Here is a 22,582-nt window from a genome sequence, read left to right on the forward strand (position 1 = left end):
GTGGCGCCGGCCGGCGGCGGTGCGGGAGGTGGTCGTTCCCGGGCCCGGGACGGTGGGCGGTGGGCGGTGGTCAGCCCGCCGCGATGCGCTGGATGAGTTGGAGGAACACGGCGTCGCCGTCCCACTTGCCCTTGGTCTGGGCCTCGACGAGGCTCCGGCGCAGATCGCGGGCCTTCTCGGCGGCCTTGCCCGTCTCGCCGCTGCGCAGCCTCTGGGCGATCTCGTTCACGTCGCGGCGGGCTTCCCGGGCCAGGTTCTGCTGCATCGACGCGGACGCGGCGGGGTAGGCGGCGTTCAGGTCGGCAGCCAGTTGCGCCGGGCCCGCGGTGGACGGCGGGGCACTGCTCGCCACGGTCGAGGGCAGCGCGGTGGACGGCGTGCCCGGCGTCGTGTTCGCGGGAGCGGGGGCGCCCGGACCCGTCGCGGAGGCCGTCGCCTGGGCGCCGCCCGGAGCGGCCGACGCGGATACGCCGGTGGTGCTCTCGGACGCCGGACCGGCCTGGCCGCCTCCGGTGTCCACGGCCGCGAGCAGCACGATCACCAGCACCACCGCGAGCGCCGCGCCGACCAGGGCCCCGACCAGCAGCAGGCCACGCCGGTCGCGGGGTCGCCGCGCCGTGCGCTGTGCGGCGGCTCGTCGTCGGACAGCAGCGATGGCAGCAGCGCGGTGGCCCCGTCGTCGGGCAGTGCGGCATCGGCCGGCGCGGACGCGGGTACGGGCGGCAGGAGCTGTGTCGCGCCCTCATCGGGCACCGTGACCGCGGCGGGACCCGGCCCGGCCCAGGCGGCCAGCGCGTGCGCGGTCTCGGCGGCGGAGCGCGGCCGGTCCTGCGGGTTCTTCGCCAGCAGCCGGTGGACGAGCGCACCCAACTCGGCGGGGGCGTCCGGGCGCGCCTGCGCGACCGGTGCCGGTTCCTCGTGGACGTGCCGGTACAACACCTCGGCGGGGTCGTCGCCGACGAACGGCGGTTGGCCGGTGAGGGCCTCGTACAGCACACAGCCCAGCGCGTACAGGTCCGCCGCCGGACCGGTCGGGTTCCCCAGGGCACGTTCCGGGGCGGTGTACGCGGCCGTGCCCAGCCTCGACGCGCCTCCCGCATCCGGCGCGGTGTCGGCATCGGCGGTGGCGGCGATCCCGAAGTCGACCACTTTGACCACCTGGTCGTCGGTGACCAGCAGGTTCGACGGCTTGATGTCGTGGTGCACCACCGACGCCCGATGGGCCGCGGCCAACGCACGCGCGGTCTGCGCGCCCAGATCCGCGACGGTCGGCCACGGCAACGGGCCGTGCCCGCGGATCAGCTGCTGCACACTCGACCCGCGTACCAGCTCCATCACCAGGTAGTCCCGGCCGTCCGGGGCGCGGCAGACATCGTGGACCGCCGCGATGTTCGGGTCGCTCAGCCGCGCCACCGCCCGCGCCTCATCCCGCAACCACGACCCGGCACCCGGGTCCCCGGGCACGGCCGTGAGCAGCTTCACCGCCACCGCGCGCTGCAGTTCGGCGTCCCACGCCTCCCACACCTCGCCCATGCCACCCCGGCCGAGCAGGCCCACCCAGGTATAGCGGTCACCGAGCTGCTGCGTCTGCACAGGGTCCACCCTTCCGAAGCCATCCCCTCGCCACCGGTTCGGTCACCGGCGCACCGGACCCTACCAACCACCGACGGACGAACACCCACCTGCGCACAGCCACGCGGGCACAGCCCGGACGGGCCTCGACGGCATCGGTGCTTCGGCCGGGGGTTCCGAGCCGATCGAGGCTCCGCCGTCGATGATGCGGCTTCTGTGGGACGGCCGGACCTCCCGCCACGGCAAGCAGACCCCCACTCGTCCCGAAACCCTCGAAGAGCCCGCGTCGCCGTCCACGCGGCGGCGACGCTCGTGCGGTGGTTCACCTCGGGTCGCGACGTGATGGTGGAACTGCCTCACGTAGGGAGCGGCTCGTGCGGCAGGAGGAACCGCCGCGTCAGGAGACGCCGGTGGGCGTGGTGCACGGCCTTCATCGCGACGAGGCCGGCCCCGACGAGGAGGAGACCGCGTCGGTCGTGCTGGTCGCCGGGGTACTCGGCAGAACACGCAAGGTCCACATGACCCTGTCCGGCGCGGACCACGACTGGGCGGTCATCGCGTACCACCGCAAGTTGCCGGAGAGGCTGTGCCAGTAGAAGGTGTGGTTCCGGGTCTGCGCGGCGTTCTCGAAGATCCGGCCCGACGCCTTTCCCGACGATGTCCTCGAGGGTCGCGCTCTCCCACTCGGTGCCCTTGGCGAGGTTGTTCGGGTTCGTCACGTAGGTCCGGTGGTGCCTGCCCCAGTGGTATTCGAGCGTCTCCTGCGAGATGTGCGGGGCGAGGGGGTCGTTGGCGTAGGGCAGTTCCGGGAGCGTGACCGTCACGAGTCGTTCTTTCGATCGCAGTCAGGGCAAGGCCCCTTGCACGGGCCGGGATCCGCACCCGCCCCGCTATCCTGCCGGCCCCCGACGCGCTCGACGCCCCGTCTTGGGCGGCTTCGTTCCGATCCGCCTCCGGTCTCCCCCTTCCGGCCCGCTCCCGCACGCGGACACGAATTCCGTGCTGCAGGTGTGCCGTGTCGTGGCATCCGGCGGGGAGCTTGGAGGCTGTGGCTTCCATCTCGGGATGGTCACTTTCGATCATCGGACCGAGACAGTAGCTACGGCTGTTCAGGGTGCTGTTCGCGGGGGACGAACCGGACTTCTGGGACCTGGTGTGGCGTGACGTCGAAGGCGTGGCGGTCAACGCTGTCGAGGTCATCGATGATGCGGTCCGTATCGACGCGCTGGTCTCCCGGGCGGGCCAGGCGTTGCGGTTGCGGTGGCGGGTGGGAGGAACCGCTCCGGACTCCGTGCCTGCCGTCGTGTCTGCACGCACGCTCCGCGGGAGGTGGCTTCACGGCGGTGTTTCCGCAGGCCATGGTGCTCCGAAAGGAGCCGAGCGCGAATACCTATCGGACGCTAGGTTTTCGGGGTTACGGTGTCATGTCCAGCGCCGGAACCGAAGGAGCAGCCCCGTGGACGCGGTCACCGAGAGCATCACCAAGAACCGCCAGGCAGACGGCGCCCTGCGCGCCATGGTCGCCCGGTCCTTCGGCCCGGGGCAGATCCCCGACGGCGAGGGGTGGGCCGAGGAGCTCGGCCACGGGTGGTTCAACGTCGCGTACAAGATCCGGCTGCGCGACGGCCGGCCCGTCGTCCTGAAGATCGCACCGCCGGCGGCGGTGGAGGTGATGACGTACGAGACGGACATGATGCGCACCGAGGTCCACGCGCTCCGGCTGGTCGCCGAGCACACCGACGTGCCCGTGCCCGCGGTGCTCCACATCGACGACACCCGCGAACTGTGCGACGCGGACTACTTCTTCATGGAGTTCGTCGACGGCGACAACCTCGGCGTCGTCGGCGCAGACCTCGCTCCGGAGCTCTACCGCGCCTACCAGGTTGCCCGGGGCGCGGCCAACCGCGCGCTCAACGGCATCAAGGGCGACCACTTCGGCCCGCTGCTCGGCGAGGCCACCGGCGGCACCTGGCGCGAGGTGTTCACCGGCATCGTCGACGACGTCCTGGCCGACGGCGCGCGGCGCGGCGTCGACCTGGGCTGGGACTACGAACTCATCCGCCGGACCGTGCGCGACAACGCCCACAGCCTCGACGAGGTGACTGAACCGGCCTTCGTCGAGTGGGACCTGTGGGACCCCAACGTCATGGTCCGCGACGGCCGCATCACCGGCATCCTCGACCACGAACGCGCGCTGTACGGAGACCCGCTGATGGAAGCCGGTTTCGTCGCCGTGGAGATGGGCGAACTGCCGGGCGACCTGCCTGGCTTCCTGCGCGGCTACGGCAAGGACACGTTCACCGACACCGAGCGCCTGCGCCGCCGCCTGTACAACCTGCACCTGATGCTCATCATGGTCATCGAGACCGTCTACCGCGGCCACACCACCTCCGCCCAGTACGACTTCGCCCGCGGCGGCCTTACCCGGGTCATGGAGTCCCTCGGCCACGGGAAGTGACCGGGCCGGACACCACGACGCGGGACCACGTCGCCCGGCTCGGCACCCGGCCCGTCGGGCGGCTGTTGTGGAGCAACACCGCCCAGGCGACCGTGGCGGTGGCGACCTACGGCATCTACGCGCTGACCAACGCCCTGTTCGTCTCGCGCGGCGTCGGCGCGACCGCGTTCGCGGCGGTCAACATCGTGGCGCCGGTCCTGCTCGTCCTCGGCGCGGTGTCCACCACCGTCGGCACCGGCGGCGCGTCCCTGGTCTCCCGCAGTCTCGGTGCGGGAGACACCCGGCAGGCCGCCCGCGCGACGGGCAACACGTTCGTCGTCTACTGGACGGCGGCCCTGCTCATCGGCGGCCTGGGCGCGGTCGCCCTCGACCCGCTGCTGAGCGTGCTCGGCGCGACCGGCGAGACGCACGAGTACGCCCACGACTACGGGCTGATCATCCTGGCCGGATCGATCACCGCGACCGGGTTCTCCAGCCTGGTCCGCGCGGAGGGTCGGCTGCGTTACGCCACCATGCTCTGGGTCGTACCGATCCTGGTCCAGATCACCCTCGACCCCGTACTGATCTTCGGGTTCGGCCTCGGAGTGCGCGGGGCGGCGCTGGGCACCGTCGGCGGCCAGGCCGTGTCGCTGGGCATGAGCCTGTGGTTCTTCTTCGGACGGCGCGACCGCCCGTACCGGATCACCGCGGCCGACCTGCGCCCCCACGGGCCCACACTGCGGCAGCTGGTCTCCGTGGGCGCGCCGTCCTTCCTCGGCCGCTTCGGCGCCACCCTGGTCGTCGCCCTGGCGAACAACCTGCTGATGGACAGCGGCGGCGCGACGGCGCTGAGCGCGTACGCGATCTGCGTCCGCATCGGCACCCTGGTCCTGATGCCGCAACTGGGCATCTCCCAAGGCATGCAACCCCTGATTGGCTACAACGCCGGACGGGGCCTGGACAAACGGGTCGACCGTACGCGGACCCTGGCCCTGCGGGCGTCCGTCGTCTACGGCACCGCCGCCTGCCTGCTGCTCCTGCTCTTCGCCGGGCCACCGGCCGGGGTGTTCACCGACGACCCGGAGGTACGCGGTCAGGCCGTACAGGCGCTGCGGATCCTGGCGCTCAGCTATCCCCTGGCCGGCGTGGCGACCCTGGTCTCCGCCTATTTCCAGGCGCTGGGCCGGGCCCGCCCCTCCTACGTGATCTCCATCGGCTCGCTGATCGCCGTACAGGTACCGCTGCTGCTGGCATTCAGCGCGTTCGGCAGCCTCTGGCTGTGGATCAGCTTCCCGGTGGCCGAAGCAGTCGCCGCAGGAGCCGCGCTGGGCATCCTGCGCCATCTCTCATGAACACACCACGGCCGCCCCAGCGTCAGACGGTCCCGCAACCCGCGACAACCCCGTCGACACAGTCTCCCGGGTGACCACCAGCCGAGACGTCAACTCGTCCACCTCGACCTGGTGTTCATCGGCCCGTGACCGGCCACCGCCTCCCGTGTCAACGGCCATCTTCGTGGCCACGGTCAGAAGCCGTCGTCAACAGCCGGACACTGCAATGCAGTTCCGGAGCCGCCGAGGCACCAGCGGCCGGCGGCCCACGCAAAGACCGGACATGAGCAACTCCCGGACCACACCGCAGGAACCGTGCCGCGGCACGGGGTCCCCACGGACGACTCGACGAGGAGCTCGTCCGCATGGTCGCGACGTGGCATGCCCGCGCTGACCGGGGAGACCCCGGCAACGCAGTGACCCGCCGCGTCCATTCGCGCCGACGCGGCGACCGTGGGTGCCCTCGACATCGAGGGCACCACGCCGCTTCCGTCTCCACGCCACCGCTCCCGCCGACGCGGCGCGAGGCGAAAGTCGGTTCGCAATCCTCGGACAGGGAAATAACGCCGCAGGTAGGGCCCGGTGTCTTGTCCCGGGACACGTCCCGGACGCGTCCCGGACACAGCTTCGGTGGTCCCGTGCCTCTCGTGCCGGGAAGGCTTGCCACCGAACACAGGCCCGCCCGGGGTCCGTCATCTGGGCAGGGCGGGCTCCGAGGACTCCCGCAGCACGCGAGATCAAGGTCGTTGTCGATCGCCGCGCACACGATCCAAGCGCCGGCGTCGTCGCGACGATCACGCCGGGCGAAGGAGCGACCCGTTCGTGGGTCGTCTCCCCCTTCGGGAGTCGCACATCACGCGAGGTTCTTCCACACGAGGAGACAGTCTCATGCGTTTCGGCCGTTTGCACACAGCCATTGCCGTCTCGGCGCTCGGAGCCGCCATCTGCCTGGTCGGCTCCCCGGCACAGGCGGCGACGGAATCCGCTTCCGTCAGTTGCGTCGTCCACACGAACCAGCCGACCTACAACCCCTCAACGGGGAACATCATCGCCACGGGTTCCCTCTCTTGTCCCTCGAGGGTAAGTCGCGCGACGATCAACGTCGCCGTCTACAGGGACGGCTCCCGGGTCGGCTCGACAGAGAAGACCGGCCGCAACGTCTCCTACCTGTCGGACACCGCGCTTGCCACCAACCGGTCCGGTCCGGTCCGCAGAACTGGTGCACGAAGGTGACCGGTTACTGGGATGGGGGGAACGAGCTCGTCGGTCCGCCGAACTGCAAGACCTGGTAATGACGTTCGGCGAGCTCGACACCCGGACGTGAACGGTTCCCTGCGGTCTTGGCCCGGCGCACGCCGGGCCAAGACCGCAGGGGTGCACCTCGTCGGGGCCGGGCGGACGGTCCACGAGCCGGTGGTGGCGCGCGTACGTGAAGAGGAGATCGGGATCCGGCGCCGGCGTTGTCCCGCCACTGCGCCAGAAGCGTCGGGAGGCGGCCGCGCGGGGCGAGCATTCCCTGAGCGACCGCAGTGCGGCCGACATTGCCGCGGCGTACATCGTCCATGCCGACGCGGCACCCCTGTGGCAGGATCTCGCGGCGTTCATGGTCGACGGGCGTGTCCAACGGATGGCTCGTTCCCCGGCTTTCGATCGTCTGGCCCGTGAGCGGCCTCCGTTGCCCGGCGGCTTCGCGGGGAACTTCCGGGAACGCGCCGAGACCGTGTTGCGGGACACGAGCATGGCCGACGTCTTCGAGCCGGCACCCGCCCTGGTCCCCTTCCCGAGGCGTTGCGCTTCCTGGCCTGCCACGGTCTCGTCGACGAGATGAGGTCGCCTCGACGGGATGGGGTCGGTGCCGCGTGCGGCATGTATACGCGAATCCGTACAGGGCGGAGGGAGTTCCGGCGCACGCGTGGCCGCCGGGACCGGTCCGACGGCGCCTCGCGTCAGACGTTGCACAGCCGGCGACCCGACCCTGAAAACCCCCGCCCCGAGCCGATCCCCCGGGACCACCCGAAAAGGGGCCGCCCAACGCGGCCACCTATGGCATTCCCATCCGAACCGCACAAAATCTCAGTACATCCCACAACACCCGCGAAACCCAACGGAAGTGAGAAAACCCCAGCTCACAACCCCACCAGACCCCAGCCGAACACCCCACAACCAACGACCACTCACAAGAACCTTCGATGGTCCGCGTTCCACCGGCATTACGGATTCACTCCTTCTATTGCGAGCCGGGTCTGCGCGGCGCCCACGAAAAGGGCGGAGTGGAGGGACAGGTCGGCTACTTGCGCCGCAACTACCTCACTCCCGTTCCGAAAATCGCCTCCCTGGACGACCTCAACACCCGCGTCCGCGAGTTCGAGGCGATCGAGGAGAGCCGGCGGATCGGGTTGCGCATCCACACGATCGGCCAGGCCTTCCTCCACGAGGCCGGTCTGTTGATGGGCCTTCCCGACGATGCCTTCGAGACCGGCCTCGTCCTCACACCGGGGGTCGACCGCTACGCGTTGATCACCGTGGCGGATGTGTCGGTACTCGGTCCCGGCCCCGATTCATCGGCCGCAAGGTCCGGGTCGTGTTGCGCTCCACCGACCTGGTCGCCTACGACGGACGCGTCGAGATCGCACGACACCCCCGATTGACCGGTCGCGGCGGAGAACGCCTCGTCTTGGACCACTACCTGGAGGTACTGCTGCCGAGCTCCGGGAAAGGCCAGGTCACCAACCGGACACCCCGGCCCGAACCATCACTCACCAGCAGACCCAAACCCGCACGCCCCCACCCGCCCGGGCGTGTTCTCAACCGACCCGCAGGATATGCAGTCAGCAGCGGGGATGAGGAGTTCAAGGGCAGACGCGGAACTGCCCACCGCGGTGGGCCGGTAGATGTCCGGGGCGTACTCGCCCACTTGCTGCAACCTGCAGTTCACGTCTGGGCACGGTCAGGGTGCCGCTACCTGTGTCCACGGGACCCGGCCCCGGGCGCGGGCCCCGTCGTCGCGCGGATCACCAGCTCAGGGTCGAAGAGAAGCTCCCCCGTCGGGACGTCCCGGTTGCTGACCAGAGCCAGAACGCTGCGGCCCACCTCCAGTGCCAGTCGGTCTCCCGGCTGGCGCACCGTCGTCAGCGGCGGATCCACGAATTCCGTGATCATCGATCCGTCGTAGCCAACGACCGAGATGTCGTCGGGCACCGAGCCGCCCTGCCGGCGGATCCCGCGGATCGCGCCGAGCGCCATGTAGTCGCTGGCGGCGACGATGGCCGTAACCCCCAGTTGGAGCAAGACATTCGCAGCCGCCTGACCGCCCTCCAGGGTGTAGGACTGGCGGCTGACCCATCGCTCCGGCTCCTCGACTCCCCGTTTGGCCATGGCTTCGATGAAGCCACGCACGCGCCGGTCTGCCGGACGGTTTCCCTTCGGCCCTGAAGCCATGCCGATGGTCCGATGACCTAGTTGGTACAGATGGTCGACGGCCAGCTCCGCGGCCAGCGCGTCGTCGGTGGAGAAGACGGGCACGGGCACGCCGTCGGCGAACTCTCCGTTGATCCCGACATACGGGATATGCCGGGACCTGAGGATTTCGTAGGTTTCCGGGTCCGCTCCCTCCACGGTGTTCGATGCGGAGAGGAAGACGACGGCCGCGATGCCCTTGTCGACGATCGAGGTGATGAACTCGCGCTCCTGGACACCACCGGGGAAGGACGGGCAGATCACGGTCTTGAGGCCATGCGGGGCGAGCGCGGACTCGATGCGTTCGGCGACGTCGGCGAAGAAGGGGTTGGACACGTGCTCGGTGACCACGGCCACGAGCTGGCCCTGCACCGGGCGCTCGTAGCCCAGCTCGGCCATGACGCGCTCAACCGCTTCCCTCGTCTTTCGCGCGACACCCTGCCGGCGGTTGATGACCCGGCTGACGGTTGCCTCGCTTACGCCCGCGCGCGCTGCGATCTCGACGATGCCGACTTTCATGTACTTCCTTTTTCCAGGTGGTTGATCGTGCCGTTCAGGTGCTGCTCCGAAAACGGACCAGTCCCATTCTCGGAACCGGCAGCCTGTGCAGACCGGGCAGGAGAGAGATCCGGGACTGTCTGGTCATACGACCGGTGGGAGCGTGCACCTCGATGTCCACTGTCGCTCCGCCGTCCCGCACGTCCAGAACGACATTGTCTGTGGATGTCGCATTGATCAGCACGGTCTCCGAGAAAACGGTGGGCCGAAGGGGGACGGTCCGCTCGCTGTACACGCTGAGCACGCACCGGCCGTCTGCCACGGCTTCGACGAGCGAGTACAGGTCGTCGGGACGGCCGGGCTCGACGATCCCGTCGAGCAGCTGCGGCCGCAGACGCTGCCACTCGGCCAGCCAGAAGCGCGTGGTCTCGAGCTGCTCCTGGGTCAGCGTGTCGAGTCTGACGGAGATCTGGGGCACTGAGTGCAGCGTACCGATGAGCTGCCGCGCCGCCGCCTCGGCCGACGCCGAGGTGTCCCACAGCAGCATGTCGGAGTGGACTGCGCCGCCCACGGCCAGCAGCGAGGTGTCGATGGTGCGCACCCGGTTGGCTGTCGCATCGGCGGGGCAGTCGATGGATCTCAGCATGTTCCCGAAGGCCGCCATGCCGGGGCCGACATATGGCTGACGGAGTTCGAGCAGCACGTCGGGGCGTACGGCTTCCAGCGCGGATCGCAGCTCGGTGAGCAGCTCGGTGAGCGCGTGCCCGATGTCACCGCGGCCGTCACCGGCATAGACCATGGCTTCGTTCAGGAAGTCGACCTTGAGGCCGTCCAGGCCGTAGTCGTTTACCAGGGACACGCACATGCGAACGACGTGGGCGCGTACTTCCGGTCGGCGCGGGTCGAGCACCCGAGCTCCGGGCACCCTGGCAGCGGCCGGTGCGAAAACCGCCCACTCCTCGTAGCACATCGCGAGTGGGCCGAGGAGAAACGGGGCAATCCATGCCATGTATCGAATTCCCCCCTCGCGGACGCGCGCCACGTGCCCGGCGAAGTCGGGAAACTTGTCGGGGTCGGGAACCCAGTCGCCGCACCCCGCATACCCTCGGCCGCTTCCCAGGCTCTGCCAGCCGTCGTCGAGGATGAGGACGCCGCAGCCCAGGCCCGCAGCCAGATCTGCCTGTGTTTCGACCGCGGCCGCGTTCACCTGCTGGTTGAAGGCGTACCAGGTGGAGTAGACGGGGACGCGTGCGGACTCCGGGACGGGCATGGCCGGCACTTCGGCCGCAAACCAGTTACGCAGCATCCGCATTGCGGCGGCGACCGACTCGGCACGCGGTACGAAGAGCAGTTGACGGGCAGCGGGAGCCGCCGGCAGGTCCAGATGCACGACGTAGGTGTCCTGCTCCTCGGACACCCCGAAGCGCAGGGTCACTTCTGACACCGGGTCGGCCGCGGCGAATGTGAGCATGGTCGCGCCGGCGTAGTCGTAGAGGCACCCGGCGGCGAGCCCGTCGACGAGGCTGACACTGGCCCGGCCTTCCCAGTCCGCCACCAGCGTCCTGTTCCAATCGGCCTGGGGGTGCCAGTAGCCGGCCGCGTCGCCCAGCGGGACGGACAGCCGGATCGTGACCGGCCTCCCAGGCGCGTCGACGCTCAGCATCTTCAGCCCGCCGGGAAGTTCGGACAGGGCCCATTCCGCCTCGGTGCCGGAGGCCAGGACGGCGACGTGCACGGTGTCGAGAAGTGGGTGATACGACGTCTGGACCAGCTCGGCGGTGGTGACGGCTTCGTGGGACAGGATGCTCACATTCACTCCTTGACGGCCCCGGCGAGCAGGCCGGAGACAAAGTGGCGCTGGAGGGCCAGGAAGACGATGACCATGGGGATCGAGGCGACGGCCGTCCCGGTGAAAAGTGCTCCGTAGTCGGTGTCATCCACGCCCTGCAGCGAGGCGAGCGCCACGGGGATGGTGAAGGAGGTGTTGTCTCGCAGCACGATCAGCGGCCATATGAAGTCGTTCCACTGGTAGAGGAACAGGAAGATCCCCAGTGCCGCGAGCGCCGGTTTCATGGGAGGCAGGGCCACCTTCCAGAAGAGCCGGAACTCTCCGCAGCCGTCCATCCGGCCCGCATCCAGCAATTCGTCGGGGAGGGCCGCCATCGACTGGCGCATGAGGAAGATCCCGAAGGGCAGTGCAAGATTCGGCATGATGACGGCCTGGTAGGTGTCGAGCCACTGCAGCTCGGCCATCATCTTGAACAACGGCACCAGTGTGACCTGGGTGGGGATGACAAGTCCCAGCATGAGCACGCCGAACAGCGCATCACGTCCCTTGAAGCGGTACTTGGCGAATGCGTAGCCGGCCAGCGTGCAGACCGCTCCGGCGCAGATGGTGTAAATGGCGGCGATGAGAGCCGAGTTGAGCACGACCCTGCCGAACGATGCCGTCTCCTGGAGGCTCGCGAGGTTTTCTCCCAGGTGCCCGCCGGGCAGCAGCGGCGGCGGCGAGCCGAAGATATCGTCGGAGCTGTGCGTGCCGGCGATAACGAGCCAGTAGAACGGGATGGCGACGGCCGCGAGAGCGATGGCAAGGCCGGACGTCAGCAGGATGCTGTTGCGGCGCCGGGATGCAGGAGCGCCGAGGCGGCTGAACCCTGTGGAACGGCTCTTCATGGTCTGTCTCCCAGGACACGGAATTGGATCAGCCCGAGGACTCCGATCACAACCGCCAGGGCGTAGGCGATGGCCGAGGCATAGCCGAAGTCGAAGTACATGAAGGCGTTCTGGTACAGGTACACACCGATGGTGAGCGTCGCGTTGTCCGGACCGCCCTGTGTCAGGATGTAGGGCTCGTCGAAGATCTGCAGGGTGCCGATGGTGGAAAGCACCGTGGTCAGCAGGATCGCCGGCCGCAGGCCGGGCAGTGTCACGTGGCGAAACGTCCCCCAGGCTCCCGCACCGTCGACCGCGGCGGCGTCGTAGAGCTCCGAGGGAATCGTCTGAAGTCTCGCCAGCAGGATGACGGCGTTGTATCCGGTGTAGTGCCAGGTGAGCACCAGACCGAGCGAGATCTTCGCCCAGAGCGGGTCGGTCAGCCAGGGCACCTCGCCGATCCCGACGAGCCCGAGAAGCCAGTTGACCAGACCGGACTTCTCATTGAGGAGCACGGAGAAGATGACTCCGTAGGCCACCAGGCCGGTGACCATGGGGAGGAAGAAGCCGAGGCGGAAGACCGAACGTGCCCGCAGAGTCGCGGAGTTGAAGGCGAGGGCGAGTCCCGTGGCCAGGGCCAGCATGAGAGGGACCTGGATCAACAGGATGACGCAGGTGTTCTCCAGCGCGGTCCAAAAGAGCGAATCACGCAGGAGCCGTTCGTAGTTGTCGGCTCCAACGAAGGTGTCGACGCCCCCGACCCTCCTGTGCAGGCTGAGGACGAAGGACCAGCCGATGGGATAGAGCTTGAAGGCGGCGAAGAGGAGCACTGCAGGCATGACGAACCCGTACGGCGCGACGCGACGTGCGGTCAGCCGTCGTGACGGCGGGCTCTGCGTACGCCGCAGGGTTTGAGCCGGTTCCTGCGGGGGGCGCGGCTGTGCGCCGACGGTGGTCGTCACAGGACCTTGCGTCCCGTCTGCTCTGCCAGCTGCTCGGCGGCCTTCTGCAGTGCCGAGGCAGGATCGGCTCCCTTGAGGAGAACCTTCGTCTGGGCGTCGGCGACGACCTTGAGCGCACGGGCGTAGTCGGCGCTGTAGTTGAAAGCGGGCGAGGGAGCCTTGAGAGCCTCCAGGAAGACCTCTCCCTTCTTCTGGCCGCGGAAGAACTCCGACGGTGTATGGAAGACGAGGTCGTCATAGGCCGTCATCAGGGCGGGGGCGATGCCCTTCCCCTTGTAGATCTGGACCTGCGACTCCGGCCGGGTGAGAACGAATTCGACGAACTTCCAGGCCGCGGCCTGTTGCTTGCTGCTTCCTGCGATGGCGAGGTGTGTGGAGTTCACCGTCGTGGCGCGCGTGCCTCCGCGGCTGACGGCAGGCGGTAGACGTACGCCCCATTTTCCGGCCTCCGCAGGAACCGTCTCCTCGATGATGCCGCCGAACCAGGTCGGCCACGGCAGGACCGCCGCTGTGCCCTTCTTGATCGAGCTGATCAGGGCGTTCCACCCGCCGGAGAGGTCGCTCACCAGTCCCGCGTCATTGAGCTCCTTGATGATCGTCATGGCCTTCACGGCCGCGGGCGAGGCGAGGGTGATGTCGCCGTCGAGATTGAAGTAGAAGGCCCCCTGCAGCTGGAGCAGCATCTGGAAGAAGTTCGCGGCGTCCGCCTGAGAGGCGGGCTTGTCGATGCCGAGCAGGTACTTGCCGGTCTTCTGCTTGATCTTCTTTCCCGCTTCGAGCGCGTCGTCCCAGGTTTCGAGGGCGGCGGCGTCCACCCCCGACTCCTCGAAGATGTCGGCACGGTAGTAGAACCCGGCCGAGTTGGCCTCCCAGGGCAGGGCGCTGACCCGGTCGCCCTTCGGAGACACCGTCTGCCACATGCCCTGCGCGAAGGAGTCCTTGTAGTTGGCGGCTCCGAGCTTGCCGAGGTCCGCGAGGCCGTCCGGGAACTTCTCGACGTATCCGGGAAGGTAGTCGACGCCGATGTGGAGCACATCGGCGAGACCCGCGCCGCCGGCCGCCATGGCCGTGGTGATCTTGTTCCAGATGGCCGGGTTGCCGATGTCCTGGACGTTCACCTTGATGTCCGGGTACCGCTTGTTGAAGTCGGGCACGAGGGCTCTGAGTTCTGCGGCCGGGCCCTGCCAACTCCAGACCGATATGTCACCCTTCCTGCCATCCCCGGCGGACCCGGAACCGGCCCCGGCGCCGCCTGTGCCGGAGCACGCGGTGAGGCCGGTTAGGCCGGCACCTGCGGCGAGAGCCCCACCGATTCCGAGGACCTTGCGACGACTGACGTTCATGACCGGACCACCTTTGTTCGCGAAACCACGCCCGCGTCTGACAGACCGGGAAGCTAGCAACCAGCCATCGCGCTTGCAAGATTTCATTGAAAATTTTCTGTCGCAACTGGCAATTGAAATGCGCAGGAGTCTTGCGAGCGGCTGGAAACCGTGGCTAGTTTCGAGCTGCCCTCACCCATCGATCCAGCCTGGAGCCGCCATGAGACCCTCCCGACCTGCGCGCCTTGCATTGACTGCCGCACTCGCGACGCTCGCGCCCCTCGCTCCCCTGCCCCTCGGCGACTCGGCTGCCACTGCGGCACCGCGACTCCTCACCGTGATGAACCCCGGCTTCGAACAGGACGCCACTGGCTGGAACTTCACCCCCGGCACCGGTGTCGCCACCAACCGCCCGCACGGCGGCGCAAAGCTGATCTACCTCGACGCGGGGGCGGGCAGGAAGGTCTCCCAGACGAAGACGGTGTCCGCCACGGGTTCCTATGACTTCTCGGCCTGGATCGCCGCGGGCGGAACGGGCGGGACGTTCGTCGTACGCGTCAACGGGAGCCCGGTCGGGGCGGTGGCCCTGCCCAGCCGCTCCGGCTACGCGCGGTACACAGTAAGCCGGGTGGCGCTCAGATCCGGTGACACACTGGAGATCGCCTTCGAGTCCGGCGACGGGTGGATCAACGCCGACGACGTCATGGTCTCGCCGGCAGCCCCCGCCGACCCGGTCGTCACCTCGTCCAACCCGAAGATCGTCGAGATCTTCGGCTGGTCAAAGCACAAGGCGAACAGCTGGGTCCAGCTGAGCGGCACCGAGGGCAGGCTCAACGTCGACGAGGGCAACCCCTCCGGCACCGCGTCGGGTGTCTATGCCCCCTCGTACTGGGCCGGATACTCGCACCGCAGCGGCTACTACTCACGCGACATGGTCCACCAGGTGGCCGGCGCCGCCGTCCTCGGACTGAACCGCGAGAACAAGACGATGCTGCGTTCCTTCGCCGCCTCCGCGACGGCCGAGCACAAGTACTTCCCCGTATGGGCGTTCAACTTCGACGCCAAGACCTACCTCTCGATCGACTACAAAAGCCCGACCAACTACGTCCGGGAGGTCCCCGCGGCGTTCGAACTGGTGGAGAAGGCCAACGAGGCATACCGCTGGAGCGGTGACCGCGCGTACATCGACGACGCGGCGTTCTGGAACTTCTACCGGCACGCCACCGATGAATTCATCAACCTGCACGACGGCGCGAAGCCGAACAACGTCGCCGAGGGCACGGGGAACGGCATCTTCGCCGGCTCGGCCAGCTACAACGAAGTCGACGACGAGCACCTCGCGGAGGCGGGCGACGCGATCAGCTCCCAGTACCAGGCCTACCTCGCCATGTCGGCACTCGCCACCGACAAGGGAGACAAGGAGCTCGCCACCCGGTTCAGCCAGAAGGCCGCCGATCTGAAGTCGTACTTCAACTCGACCTGGAGCGGCAACGGTTCAGGCAGCCAGATGGTTCGGGGGTACACCGTCGACGGCCAGGCGCTCACCGGCTGGGGCAAGGAGAACAGCTGGTTCATGCCCATGAAGCAGATCATCGCTCCGGGCGCACGCAACAGCGCCTATCTCGACTTCATCGACCAGCAGGCCGGCGGCAGCGGCGTCCCGGACAACATCGAGGCCATCACCTATCTGCCCGACACGTTCTTCGCCCATGAGCGGAACGACACCGCCTGGAAGTGGATGCAGCAGGTCTACGACCGGCGGGACGAACAGCACCCTGTCGGCAAGCAGGGCACCAACGGCGACTACCCCGAGGTGTCGTACACCTTGGTGAGCCAGACAGTGGAGGGCCTCATGGGCGTCGCCCCCAATGCTCCCAGCCGTGCTCTGACCACGCAGTCGCGCCTGCCGACCGGCACTGACTGGGTTCAGATCAAGGACATGCGCATCGGCCGGAACACCTTCGCCCTACGCCATGATGGCGCCACGAAGTCGACGCTCACAAACAGCGCAGGCCCCGACAAGTACACCTGGGAAGCGCGGTTCCGTGGCGACCACGACACCATCGAGGTGAACGGCAAGTCGCACAAGGCCGGCACGAAAGTGGTGAACGGTGTGACCTATGCCTACGTCACCGTGACCATCGCTCCCGGAGCGACTGCGACTGCCAAGGTCCGCTGATGCCCTGCCAATCACGGTGACGACCGGCCTGGTGGTCGCCGGGTCCACCGCGAACCGGTCCAGCAGCGCCTCCCGACACACGGTGCAGTCGTCGAGGCCTGCGTCGTACAACCGCGCCACCAACGCGTGGTCGGCATCGCCCTCACCCGACCGGGAATCGAGGGTCGGCACGGTGAAGTCACGGCGCCTGTCGCCTTCTCCACCATGATCGTGGTCGTGATCGCCCATCGTCGTTCGACTACCCTCGCTCGCGGGATCGTCCTCGGACGCATCGTCCCGCGCACGGCGAGACCACATACACGCTCCCGGCCCGAGGTCCGGGAGCGGCGTGCCGGGCGGGGGTGGGGCGCCGGGGAGGTGCGGCGAGCCGCGGTGCGCGCCGTGGGCGATCCGCATCCGCCGGCCGGTGCTGTGGGTATGGGGAACCGGCCGGCGGTATTGGCGGGCCGGTGGTGTCAGCGGGCCGTGCCGAAGTTCTGCGTCCAGTAGGAGTTCGGGCCCGCGAGGCCGACGCCGATCTCCTTGAAGGCGCAGTTGAGGATGTTCTGCCTGTGTCCGGGGCTGTTCATCCAGCCGGTCATGACCTGCTGGGGCGTGCTGTAGCCGTAGGCGATGTTTTCGCCGTAGGTCGTCCAGGTGTAGCCGGCGCGGGTGATGCGCTCGCCCGGGTCGGAGCCGTCGGAGCCGGTGTGCGACATGTTGGCGTGGGCGGCCATGTCTTGGCTGTGTTGCAGGGCGGCGGCCGTCAGTTTCGTGTTGACGGTGAGTGCCGGGCATCCTGCCTTGGCGCGCTCCTGATTGACGATGGTCACCACCTCGGCGGCGGGGCCCGAGGGCGGAACGGCCGAGGTGGTCGGCGTCTGCGTGTCGGCCGGAGTGGTCGGCTTCGTCGGGGTGGGGGGCTCGCTTGCCTCGGTGGTCGGCTTGCCGACCGGGTTCGTCGGCCGGGTCGGGGCAGGCTGTGTCGGTGTCGTCGCGGTGGGGGGCTTGGTCATCCCGGTGGGCTTGCGCTTGTGCGGAGTGTGAGTGGTCTTCGCGGTCGGCTGGGTTGCCCCGGTCGGATCGGCCGCACTGTCCATCCGGCTGGGGACCGGCGTGCCGGGGAGGGGCCGACTGGAGGAGGGGTGCGTGCTCTGATTGCCGAAGTTCCTCGTCGCGCCCGCGACGTTCTTCGTCGCGCCCGGGCCCTGGGGGCCTATGCAGGCCATGGCGGCGGTGGGTATGCCAATGATGCCCAGGGTGGCGGCGGCGATGGCCATCTTCTTTTTGTATCGCGTCCTACGGTGCTTCCGCATGCGTGACCTCACTTGGTTTCGGCGTAGCGTCCAGTTGCCCGAACTGTCGGACGCCGGCGGGCCGCCATTGTTGGAAGTCCTGGAACGGGCTCGCAAGTATCGGCGCCCGCGTGCCGGGCGGAGCCGGACGGCAGGCTTGACTCGGGCGGACAGTCATGCCTGTGGCGTGGTCACCGGGTGGTGCGAAATTGGTGATCGGCGATCGGAAACGGCTCTGGCCATCGAAAATGACGCATGGGATTCCGTTCGCTGGGATGCTCAATTCGGCCGAGAAGCGGATTGATCGCTTCCGGTTGGATAAAGCACGACATATGGGCGAGATTCGGAGGCGTAACGCTTTCGCGGTCACTCGCGCGCCCGTGACGCATGTCACTGTTTCAGCAGTGGTCGGAATGTGCCGTGGGCGTCGTGCGCCGCATTCAGTGGGACGGCGACACTCGTGGCGGCGGAACATGGCCGCCGCCGACGACCTGATCGCCGACCTCGAACGTGGCCGGCTTCCCTTCCCCCGCTGTCCGGCGGAACACCACGGCCTGGCCGTCGCCGACGCCGAGGCCACCCTCGACGAGGACCCCGACCTGGTCGCCGACGAAGCCGCCGGCCTCCCTGCCGACCCCACCGACTACCAGTGGAACGCCTGCCGGCGCTACCTGCTCACCACCTGCCGAACCCCCGACGAGGACCCGCAGCGGTGGTTCGCCCCGTTCCCGGACGTCGAACCACGCCGCCCCTAGCCGCCCGGACCACGCAAGCACCCGCACCCGACCGGGCAGGCCGCGCATTCAGGTGGTGGTGCGCTCCGGGAAGAACTCCGCGTTCAGGATCGCGAGCGTGGCGGCGTTGCTCAGCCGGCACATGGGGTGTTGGAGGGCGAATATGCCCTTGGCGGTCACGCTGTCTCCGCGGTCGACCGTCTTGAGCCACCGCACGGGCAGGACGTTCTCGGCCACGTCGGGATCGGTCTCGTCCCCGACGTGGCGGTAGTTCCCCACGAGCTGCTGCTCGGCCAGGCGCACCGAGCCGTCCCCGACCACCGCCTCCGTGAACGGCGCCGGCTCACCCCAGACCTCGCCGACGCCCACGTAGCCGACCTTGGGGGTGTACACGTCGACCCGGTCCCCCCGGGCGCGGCCGGCGCAGGCCCTGGGAGAACCACTTGTCGCCGCCGGCGGAGACGAACCCGACGAACCTGCGGGCGTCGTCCCACGACCGGGTGCCACCCTCTCGCCGAACGCGGAATACCAGTCGACACCGTTCCACGGCTCGCGGGTCGAGGACTTCCCCACCCGGGCGGGTGCGGCCTTGGCCTCGTCGCGCAGCCAGGTCCGCGCGAGGTAGCGGTGTCCGTCGTCCTCGTAGTAGTGGAAGAAGACGGCGTTGACCGGGACCTCGAGGTCCGCGAGGTAGCCCACGATCCGTTCGGTGGCCTCGTCCAGGCGTGCGGCCACGATCGTCACCCTGTGCGCGGCGTTCAACTCAGGCCCCGGACGCGGCCTGATCCTCCGCACACTGAGCGAGGGACCCCGCCACACGTGGACCACCAGCAGCCAATCACCCGAAGGACAGGCGTTCCTCCCGATCCTGGCCGCCGAGACCGCCACTGCGCTCACCGTCGGCAAGCCATGCCCACACATGCATGCCGATCACCTCCCCCACGGCACGCCCCGGCCCCGACCCCGCCTCGTACGACAGCGATGACGAGACGGCGCGACCGCGCGGGGCGGGCGCCGGTGCTTTTGGCCCCGTGCCGTCGGCGGTCGACGCGGCCGCCGGGGCCGTCTGCCGCGCGTCGCGTTCGACGGCGAACCGCCGGATCACCACGTCCCCCCCGCGGCCAGGTTCGTGAACAACCGCGCGTCGTCGTAGAGCAGCATGCGGCAAAGCTAGTGCGCGCCCCCGACATCGAGATCGTCGGCGGTGCCGGCGACGGCGGGCCTCAGGTCGTCCGGGAAGTGGGCCATCACCAGCGCGACGGCCTCCTGCGCGGTGTCGGTCTCGCCGATCACAAGACCACCGGAGCCGCGCCTGCGGACGCGGAACCGCCCATCGCGCAACGGCTCGACGAACGGCACCCGCACGGCGTACGGATGCTCGATACAGCTGCTGAAGGTCAGGTTGTAGTGACTGGTGAACGGGAACAGCCGCCGCAATCCCGGCTCCGCGCCGGCCGCCTCGATCAACTCCACGACGCGCGGATACGGAACCCCGGGCCGCTCGCTCTCGTGCCATTCACGCATCCACCCCCACCGCAGCGACAACACCCGCCACTGCGCCTCGACCGCGTCGGCCGGCCCACGGGCACGTGCCACGGCCATGTCGGGAAAATCCGGTCGTGGAGGCAGCGGCCGGCGTCCCGCCGTACCGGCGTCATTGGCGTTCACCGCAACAGTGTGGAGCCGCATCGCCACAGGGGAAAACCCAAGAGTGTCTTGGACAACCTCGGCCGGCCCCGCGTCAGCAAAGGGTTCTGGTACCACCGCCGATCCACGGACTTTGGTTGGCACCCACGCCGTCTTGCCGGCCATGCCTGAAATGGCGCGCGGACTGACGGAGGGTCGATCGAACGCCCGTCGGAGCCGGTCGACCTTGCTGTGGTGGTCCCAGGACCGCCCATGCCGAACACGATCGCCTGGAATCCCATGGAGCGGTCGAATGCGCGAGTGGTGAACCGGGCGCAGACGACGGCAGGCGCGACAGGGCGCACCTGCGGGTCGTCAGTCGCCGGCGCGGTCTCAGAAGGGCGGGTCGTCGCCGAACCCCTCGGCGTCCGCCCAGGGATCGTCACACGTGGGGGGTTGGTGGGCGCCCGGGTCGAACATCCGGTTCAGGGTGTGTGTCAGTCCGGCGCCGTCGTAATCGACCTGCCGTATCCAGGGCGCCTCGGCCATCAGGAGGCCGAGTTCGTGCGTGACGGTGTCGTCGAGGACGGCGCGCAGGTCATCGGGCACCGGGTCCTCGACCAGGCACAGCCATCCCAGCGCGGCTCCGACCCTGACCTCCGGTGGGCGTGCGGGGTCCGACCAGCACGTGCGCGTGAATCCGGCGGCGTCCTCGTGGCGGTGTTCCCTCGCCAGTTGCGCGATCGCCAGGACCAGGCCGGCCCGCAGGCGGGGAACCTCCTCGACGCGGAACCGCTCGTGCAGGGCGGCGGAGATCTCCCACGCCCGGCCGGACGACGCCGCCAGGACGTACGCCGCCGCCTCCCGCGCCTCCGGGTCAGGGTCGTCCAGAAGGGTGATGGGGATGTGCGCGTCCGCAGCAATCGCGTCACGAACCGGGCATCGTCCCCGCCCACCGATGGCACCCCGGCCCCAACGCCGACACCACACGACGCACTTGCCACCTCGGCGCCGTCCTACGCCTGCCCAACCACCGGCCCGCGGCCCGCGGTCACCACGAGTGACACGTGAAGCCGTCGAGGATCCCTCTTCCCGACGCGGCGCACCTTCGACGACCGCACCCCGAAGGCACCGCACCCGCCAGGGGGTGTCAACCGCCTCGGCAGCGACCCGCCGCCGACACCCGCCCCCACACGGATACGCGAACACACGTGAACGTCACCACCCCACCCCACGCGCAAAACTCCCTGGCCAGGCCGGCGATCGCCCTCCGGCTCTACCTCGAACCGCTTCCCGACGAACCGAAAGTCGGACACTGCCCCGGATGTGAACCCGCCGAACCCGGCTCGGGTCGCTCGACCACCGCAGCCGCGAACACCCGTACGCCACGATCACCGTCACCGACCACCGCTCAGGGAACCCCCACCACCCAGTCCGCGAACGCGTACCCCGCAGCGACTCACGCGCGTCCCACTCGCTCTTCCCGAACACACCTCGCTCGCACACCGGGCCGCCCCTCACCCGACACCGGTTCAGGTCCGCGCGCGAGACCGCCTCCTGGACCGGGTAACGACCGTGACGACCACCTCCAGCCGGAAGGCGTTCACACGGGCCGCAGCCGACATCGTCGTCGAACTGATCACCCTCGCGACACACCACGACATCCCGTGGCAGCGTGTACACAGCCACGTCGCCGAAGTCCAGCGGTACCGCAAACCGCGGCCCAAACTCGCCACCACAACATTGCGGACCGACCCCCACACCGTCTCCGGGCCGGATGCACCGTGACCGCCCCGGTGACACCCGGTTCCACGTCCCAAGCAGCACGTCCTCCCCTGAGTGGAGCGACTTTTTACAGTCCCTCGGCACGGCTTCCGCGTGAGGGTGGGGAGGGGAACGAAGAAGCGGACTCGGATGTGGTGTCCGGGCCCGCTTCGTCGGTTGGTGTGGTGTTCAGGGGTCACCAGGTGCCGGGTGTCGCCTGCCATCCGTCGAGTGCGGTGTCAAACCTGCCGTCGGCCTGTGCGAGGAAGGTGTGGAACCCGCTCGAGCCGTCGGAGGAGTCGTACATCGCGACGATGTCCTCGCGACCGTTGCCGTCGACGTCGCCGGACAGCGGCCGGGCGGCGTCGCCCCACCACGTGTTGGCGGGGGTTTGCCAGCTCTTGAGGTCCTGCGTAAACACGCCGGCGGACCCGCCGCCGTAGTCGTACATCGCGGCGACATCGGCACGATGATCGCCGTTGTAGTCGCCGGAGGTGAGCTGGACGCGGTTCCAATCCCAGTTCCCGGCCGGGACGTTCCAAGACTTGACGGTTCCGTCGAAGCCGCCGTCGGGACGGGATCTCATGGTGAACAGGGCGACCGGCCCGCCGTTGAGGTCGCCGTAGCCGTACATCGCGGCGATGTCGTCGCGCCCGTCGCCGTCGAAGTCGCCGGCGACGTACTTGCCGCGCGGCTGTGCCCAGTTCCAGGCGCCACTCCGCCAGCTCCCGAACGCGTCGTCGAAGGTCCCGGTGCCGTCGGCCTTGGCGAT

General features: G+C 68.8%; 21 protein-coding genes and 1 pseudogene. 8 read left to right on the forward strand and 14 right to left on the reverse strand.

All coding sequences use genetic code 11. The features are described 5' to 3' along the window. Positions 1-70: 70 nt before the first annotated feature. Together OG928_RS00515 and OG928_RS00520 are read right to left on the reverse strand one after the other, a co-directional pair. Positions 71-550 carry a hypothetical protein gene (locus OG928_RS00515; RefSeq protein WP_406277409.1) on the reverse strand — a complete coding sequence of 160 codons (480 nt, stop codon included), beginning with the start codon at positions 548-550 and terminating at the stop codon, positions 71-73. After that, a complete protein-coding gene (locus tag OG928_RS00520; protein WP_406277412.1) occupies positions 538-1,593 on the reverse strand; it encodes a serine/threonine-protein kinase in 1,056 nt (351 codons plus the stop codon). The genes OG928_RS00515 and OG928_RS00520 overlap by 13 nt, the downstream gene beginning before the upstream one ends. Before the next feature lie 353 nt (positions 1,594-1,946). Between OG928_RS00520 and OG928_RS00525 the strand changes: the two genes are divergently transcribed. Then, complete coding sequence (locus OG928_RS00525) at positions 1,947-2,168, forward strand: hypothetical protein (RefSeq protein ID WP_406291328.1); 222 nt, start codon at positions 1,947-1,949, stop codon at positions 2,166-2,168. On the opposite strand, the pseudogene OG928_RS00530 reads toward OG928_RS00525, so the two are convergent. Beyond that, a pseudogene (locus tag OG928_RS00530) lies at positions 2,144-2,396 on the reverse strand (superoxide dismutase [Fe]); the annotation flags it as partial. The gene OG928_RS00525 and the pseudogene OG928_RS00530 sit on opposite strands and share 25 nt — an antisense overlap. Positions 2,397-3,028: 632 nt before the next feature. Here OG928_RS00530 and OG928_RS00535 point away from each other — a divergent pair. From OG928_RS00535 to OG928_RS00550, 4 genes are all read left to right on the forward strand, one after another. Then, on the forward strand, positions 3,029-4,030 hold the full coding sequence (locus OG928_RS00535; RefSeq protein WP_406277415.1) for a phosphotransferase family protein: 1,002 nt from the start codon (positions 3,029-3,031) through the stop codon (positions 4,028-4,030). Next, the gene (locus tag OG928_RS00540) at positions 4,027-5,361 is read left to right on the forward strand and encodes an MATE family efflux transporter (protein WP_406277418.1); all 1,335 of its coding nucleotides are present in this window, start codon (positions 4,027-4,029) and stop codon (positions 5,359-5,361) included. The genes OG928_RS00535 and OG928_RS00540 overlap by 4 nt, the downstream gene beginning before the upstream one ends. 867 nt (positions 5,362-6,228) lie before the next feature. Next, complete coding sequence (locus OG928_RS00545) at positions 6,229-6,573, forward strand: hypothetical protein (protein WP_406277421.1); 345 nt, start codon at positions 6,229-6,231, stop codon at positions 6,571-6,573. Positions 6,574-7,529: 956 nt separating this feature from the next. Next, positions 7,530-7,988 carry a hypothetical protein gene (locus OG928_RS00550; protein WP_406277424.1) on the forward strand — a complete coding sequence of 153 codons (459 nt, stop codon included), beginning with the start codon at positions 7,530-7,532 and terminating at the stop codon, positions 7,986-7,988. Between the two features lie 310 nt (positions 7,989-8,298). Here the strand turns inward: OG928_RS00550 and OG928_RS00555 are convergent, their stop codons facing one another. The 5 genes from OG928_RS00555 to OG928_RS00575 all read right to left on the reverse strand — a co-directional run bounded on the left by OG928_RS00555 (position 8,299) and on the right by OG928_RS00575 (position 14,254). Next, positions 8,299-9,315 (reverse strand): LacI family DNA-binding transcriptional regulator, encoded by a 1,017-nt coding sequence (locus OG928_RS00555; protein ID WP_406277427.1) that lies wholly within the window; start codon positions 9,313-9,315, stop codon positions 8,299-8,301. Positions 9,316-9,349: 34 nt separating this feature from the next. After that, positions 9,350-11,029, reverse strand: a complete 1,680-nt coding sequence (locus tag OG928_RS00560; RefSeq protein ID WP_406277430.1) for a glycoside hydrolase family 36 protein — start codon at positions 11,027-11,029, stop codon at positions 9,350-9,352. A 77-nt stretch (positions 11,030-11,106) separates the two neighbouring features. Next, a complete protein-coding gene (locus OG928_RS00565) occupies positions 11,107-11,970 on the reverse strand; it encodes a carbohydrate ABC transporter permease (protein WP_406277433.1) in 864 nt (287 codons plus the stop codon). Further along, positions 11,967-12,788, reverse strand: a complete 822-nt coding sequence (locus OG928_RS00570; RefSeq protein ID WP_406277435.1) for a carbohydrate ABC transporter permease — start codon at positions 12,786-12,788, stop codon at positions 11,967-11,969. The genes OG928_RS00565 and OG928_RS00570 overlap by 4 nt, the downstream gene beginning before the upstream one ends. Before the next feature lie 119 nt (positions 12,789-12,907). Further along, entirely contained in the window at positions 12,908-14,254 is a 1,347-nt protein-coding gene (locus tag OG928_RS00575) for an ABC transporter substrate-binding protein (RefSeq protein WP_406277438.1), read from the reverse strand. Positions 14,255-14,327: 73 nt separating this feature from the next. On the opposite strand from OG928_RS00575, the gene OG928_RS00580 reads away from it, so the two are divergent. After that, on the forward strand, positions 14,328-16,412 hold the full coding sequence (locus tag OG928_RS00580) for a hypothetical protein (RefSeq protein WP_406277441.1): 2,085 nt from the start codon (positions 14,328-14,330) through the stop codon (positions 16,410-16,412). A gap of 455 nt (positions 16,413-16,867) precedes the next feature. Here OG928_RS00580 and OG928_RS00585 read toward each other — a convergent pair whose 3' ends face one another. Beyond that, a complete protein-coding gene (locus OG928_RS00585) occupies positions 16,868-17,671 on the reverse strand; it encodes a CAP domain-containing protein (protein ID WP_406277443.1) in 804 nt (267 codons plus the stop codon). Positions 17,672-18,159: 488 nt separating this feature from the next. Between OG928_RS00585 and OG928_RS00590 the strand changes: the two genes are divergently transcribed. Next, positions 18,160-18,441: a hypothetical protein gene (locus OG928_RS00590; RefSeq protein ID WP_406277446.1), complete on the forward strand. Its 282-nt coding sequence runs from the start codon at positions 18,160-18,162 to the stop codon at positions 18,439-18,441. 48 nt (positions 18,442-18,489) lie between these two features. Here OG928_RS00590 and OG928_RS00595 read toward each other — a convergent pair whose 3' ends face one another. From OG928_RS00595 to OG928_RS00610, 4 genes are all read right to left on the reverse strand, one after another. Next, positions 18,490-19,155, reverse strand: coding sequence for a hypothetical protein (locus tag OG928_RS00595; protein ID WP_406277449.1), 666 nt, complete (start codon positions 19,153-19,155; stop codon positions 18,490-18,492). 103 nt (positions 19,156-19,258) lie between these two features. Further along, positions 19,259-19,528, reverse strand: a complete 270-nt coding sequence (locus tag OG928_RS00600; RefSeq protein ID WP_406277452.1) for a hypothetical protein — start codon at positions 19,526-19,528, stop codon at positions 19,259-19,261. Between the two features lie 62 nt (positions 19,529-19,590). Continuing rightward, positions 19,591-20,022 carry a DUF6193 family natural product biosynthesis protein gene (locus tag OG928_RS00605; RefSeq protein ID WP_406277455.1) on the reverse strand — a complete coding sequence of 144 codons (432 nt, stop codon included), beginning with the start codon at positions 20,020-20,022 and terminating at the stop codon, positions 19,591-19,593. A 417-nt stretch (positions 20,023-20,439) separates the two neighbouring features. Beyond that, positions 20,440-21,036: a hypothetical protein gene (locus OG928_RS00610; RefSeq protein ID WP_406277457.1), complete on the reverse strand. Its 597-nt coding sequence runs from the start codon at positions 21,034-21,036 to the stop codon at positions 20,440-20,442. 585 nt (positions 21,037-21,621) lie between these two features. On the opposite strand from OG928_RS00610, the gene OG928_RS00615 reads away from it, so the two are divergent. Continuing rightward, entirely contained in the window at positions 21,622-21,834 is a 213-nt protein-coding gene (locus OG928_RS00615) for a hypothetical protein (RefSeq protein WP_406277460.1), read from the forward strand. Between the two features lie 172 nt (positions 21,835-22,006). Here the strand turns inward: OG928_RS00615 and OG928_RS00620 are convergent, their stop codons facing one another. Further along, positions 22,007-22,582 (reverse strand): FG-GAP-like repeat-containing protein, encoded by a 576-nt coding sequence (locus OG928_RS00620; RefSeq protein WP_406290698.1) that lies wholly within the window; start codon positions 22,580-22,582, stop codon positions 22,007-22,009.

It is taken from the genome of Embleya sp. NBC_00896, assembly GCF_045207785.1.
GTDB lineage: Bacteria > Actinomycetota > Actinomycetes > Streptomycetales > Streptomycetaceae > Embleya.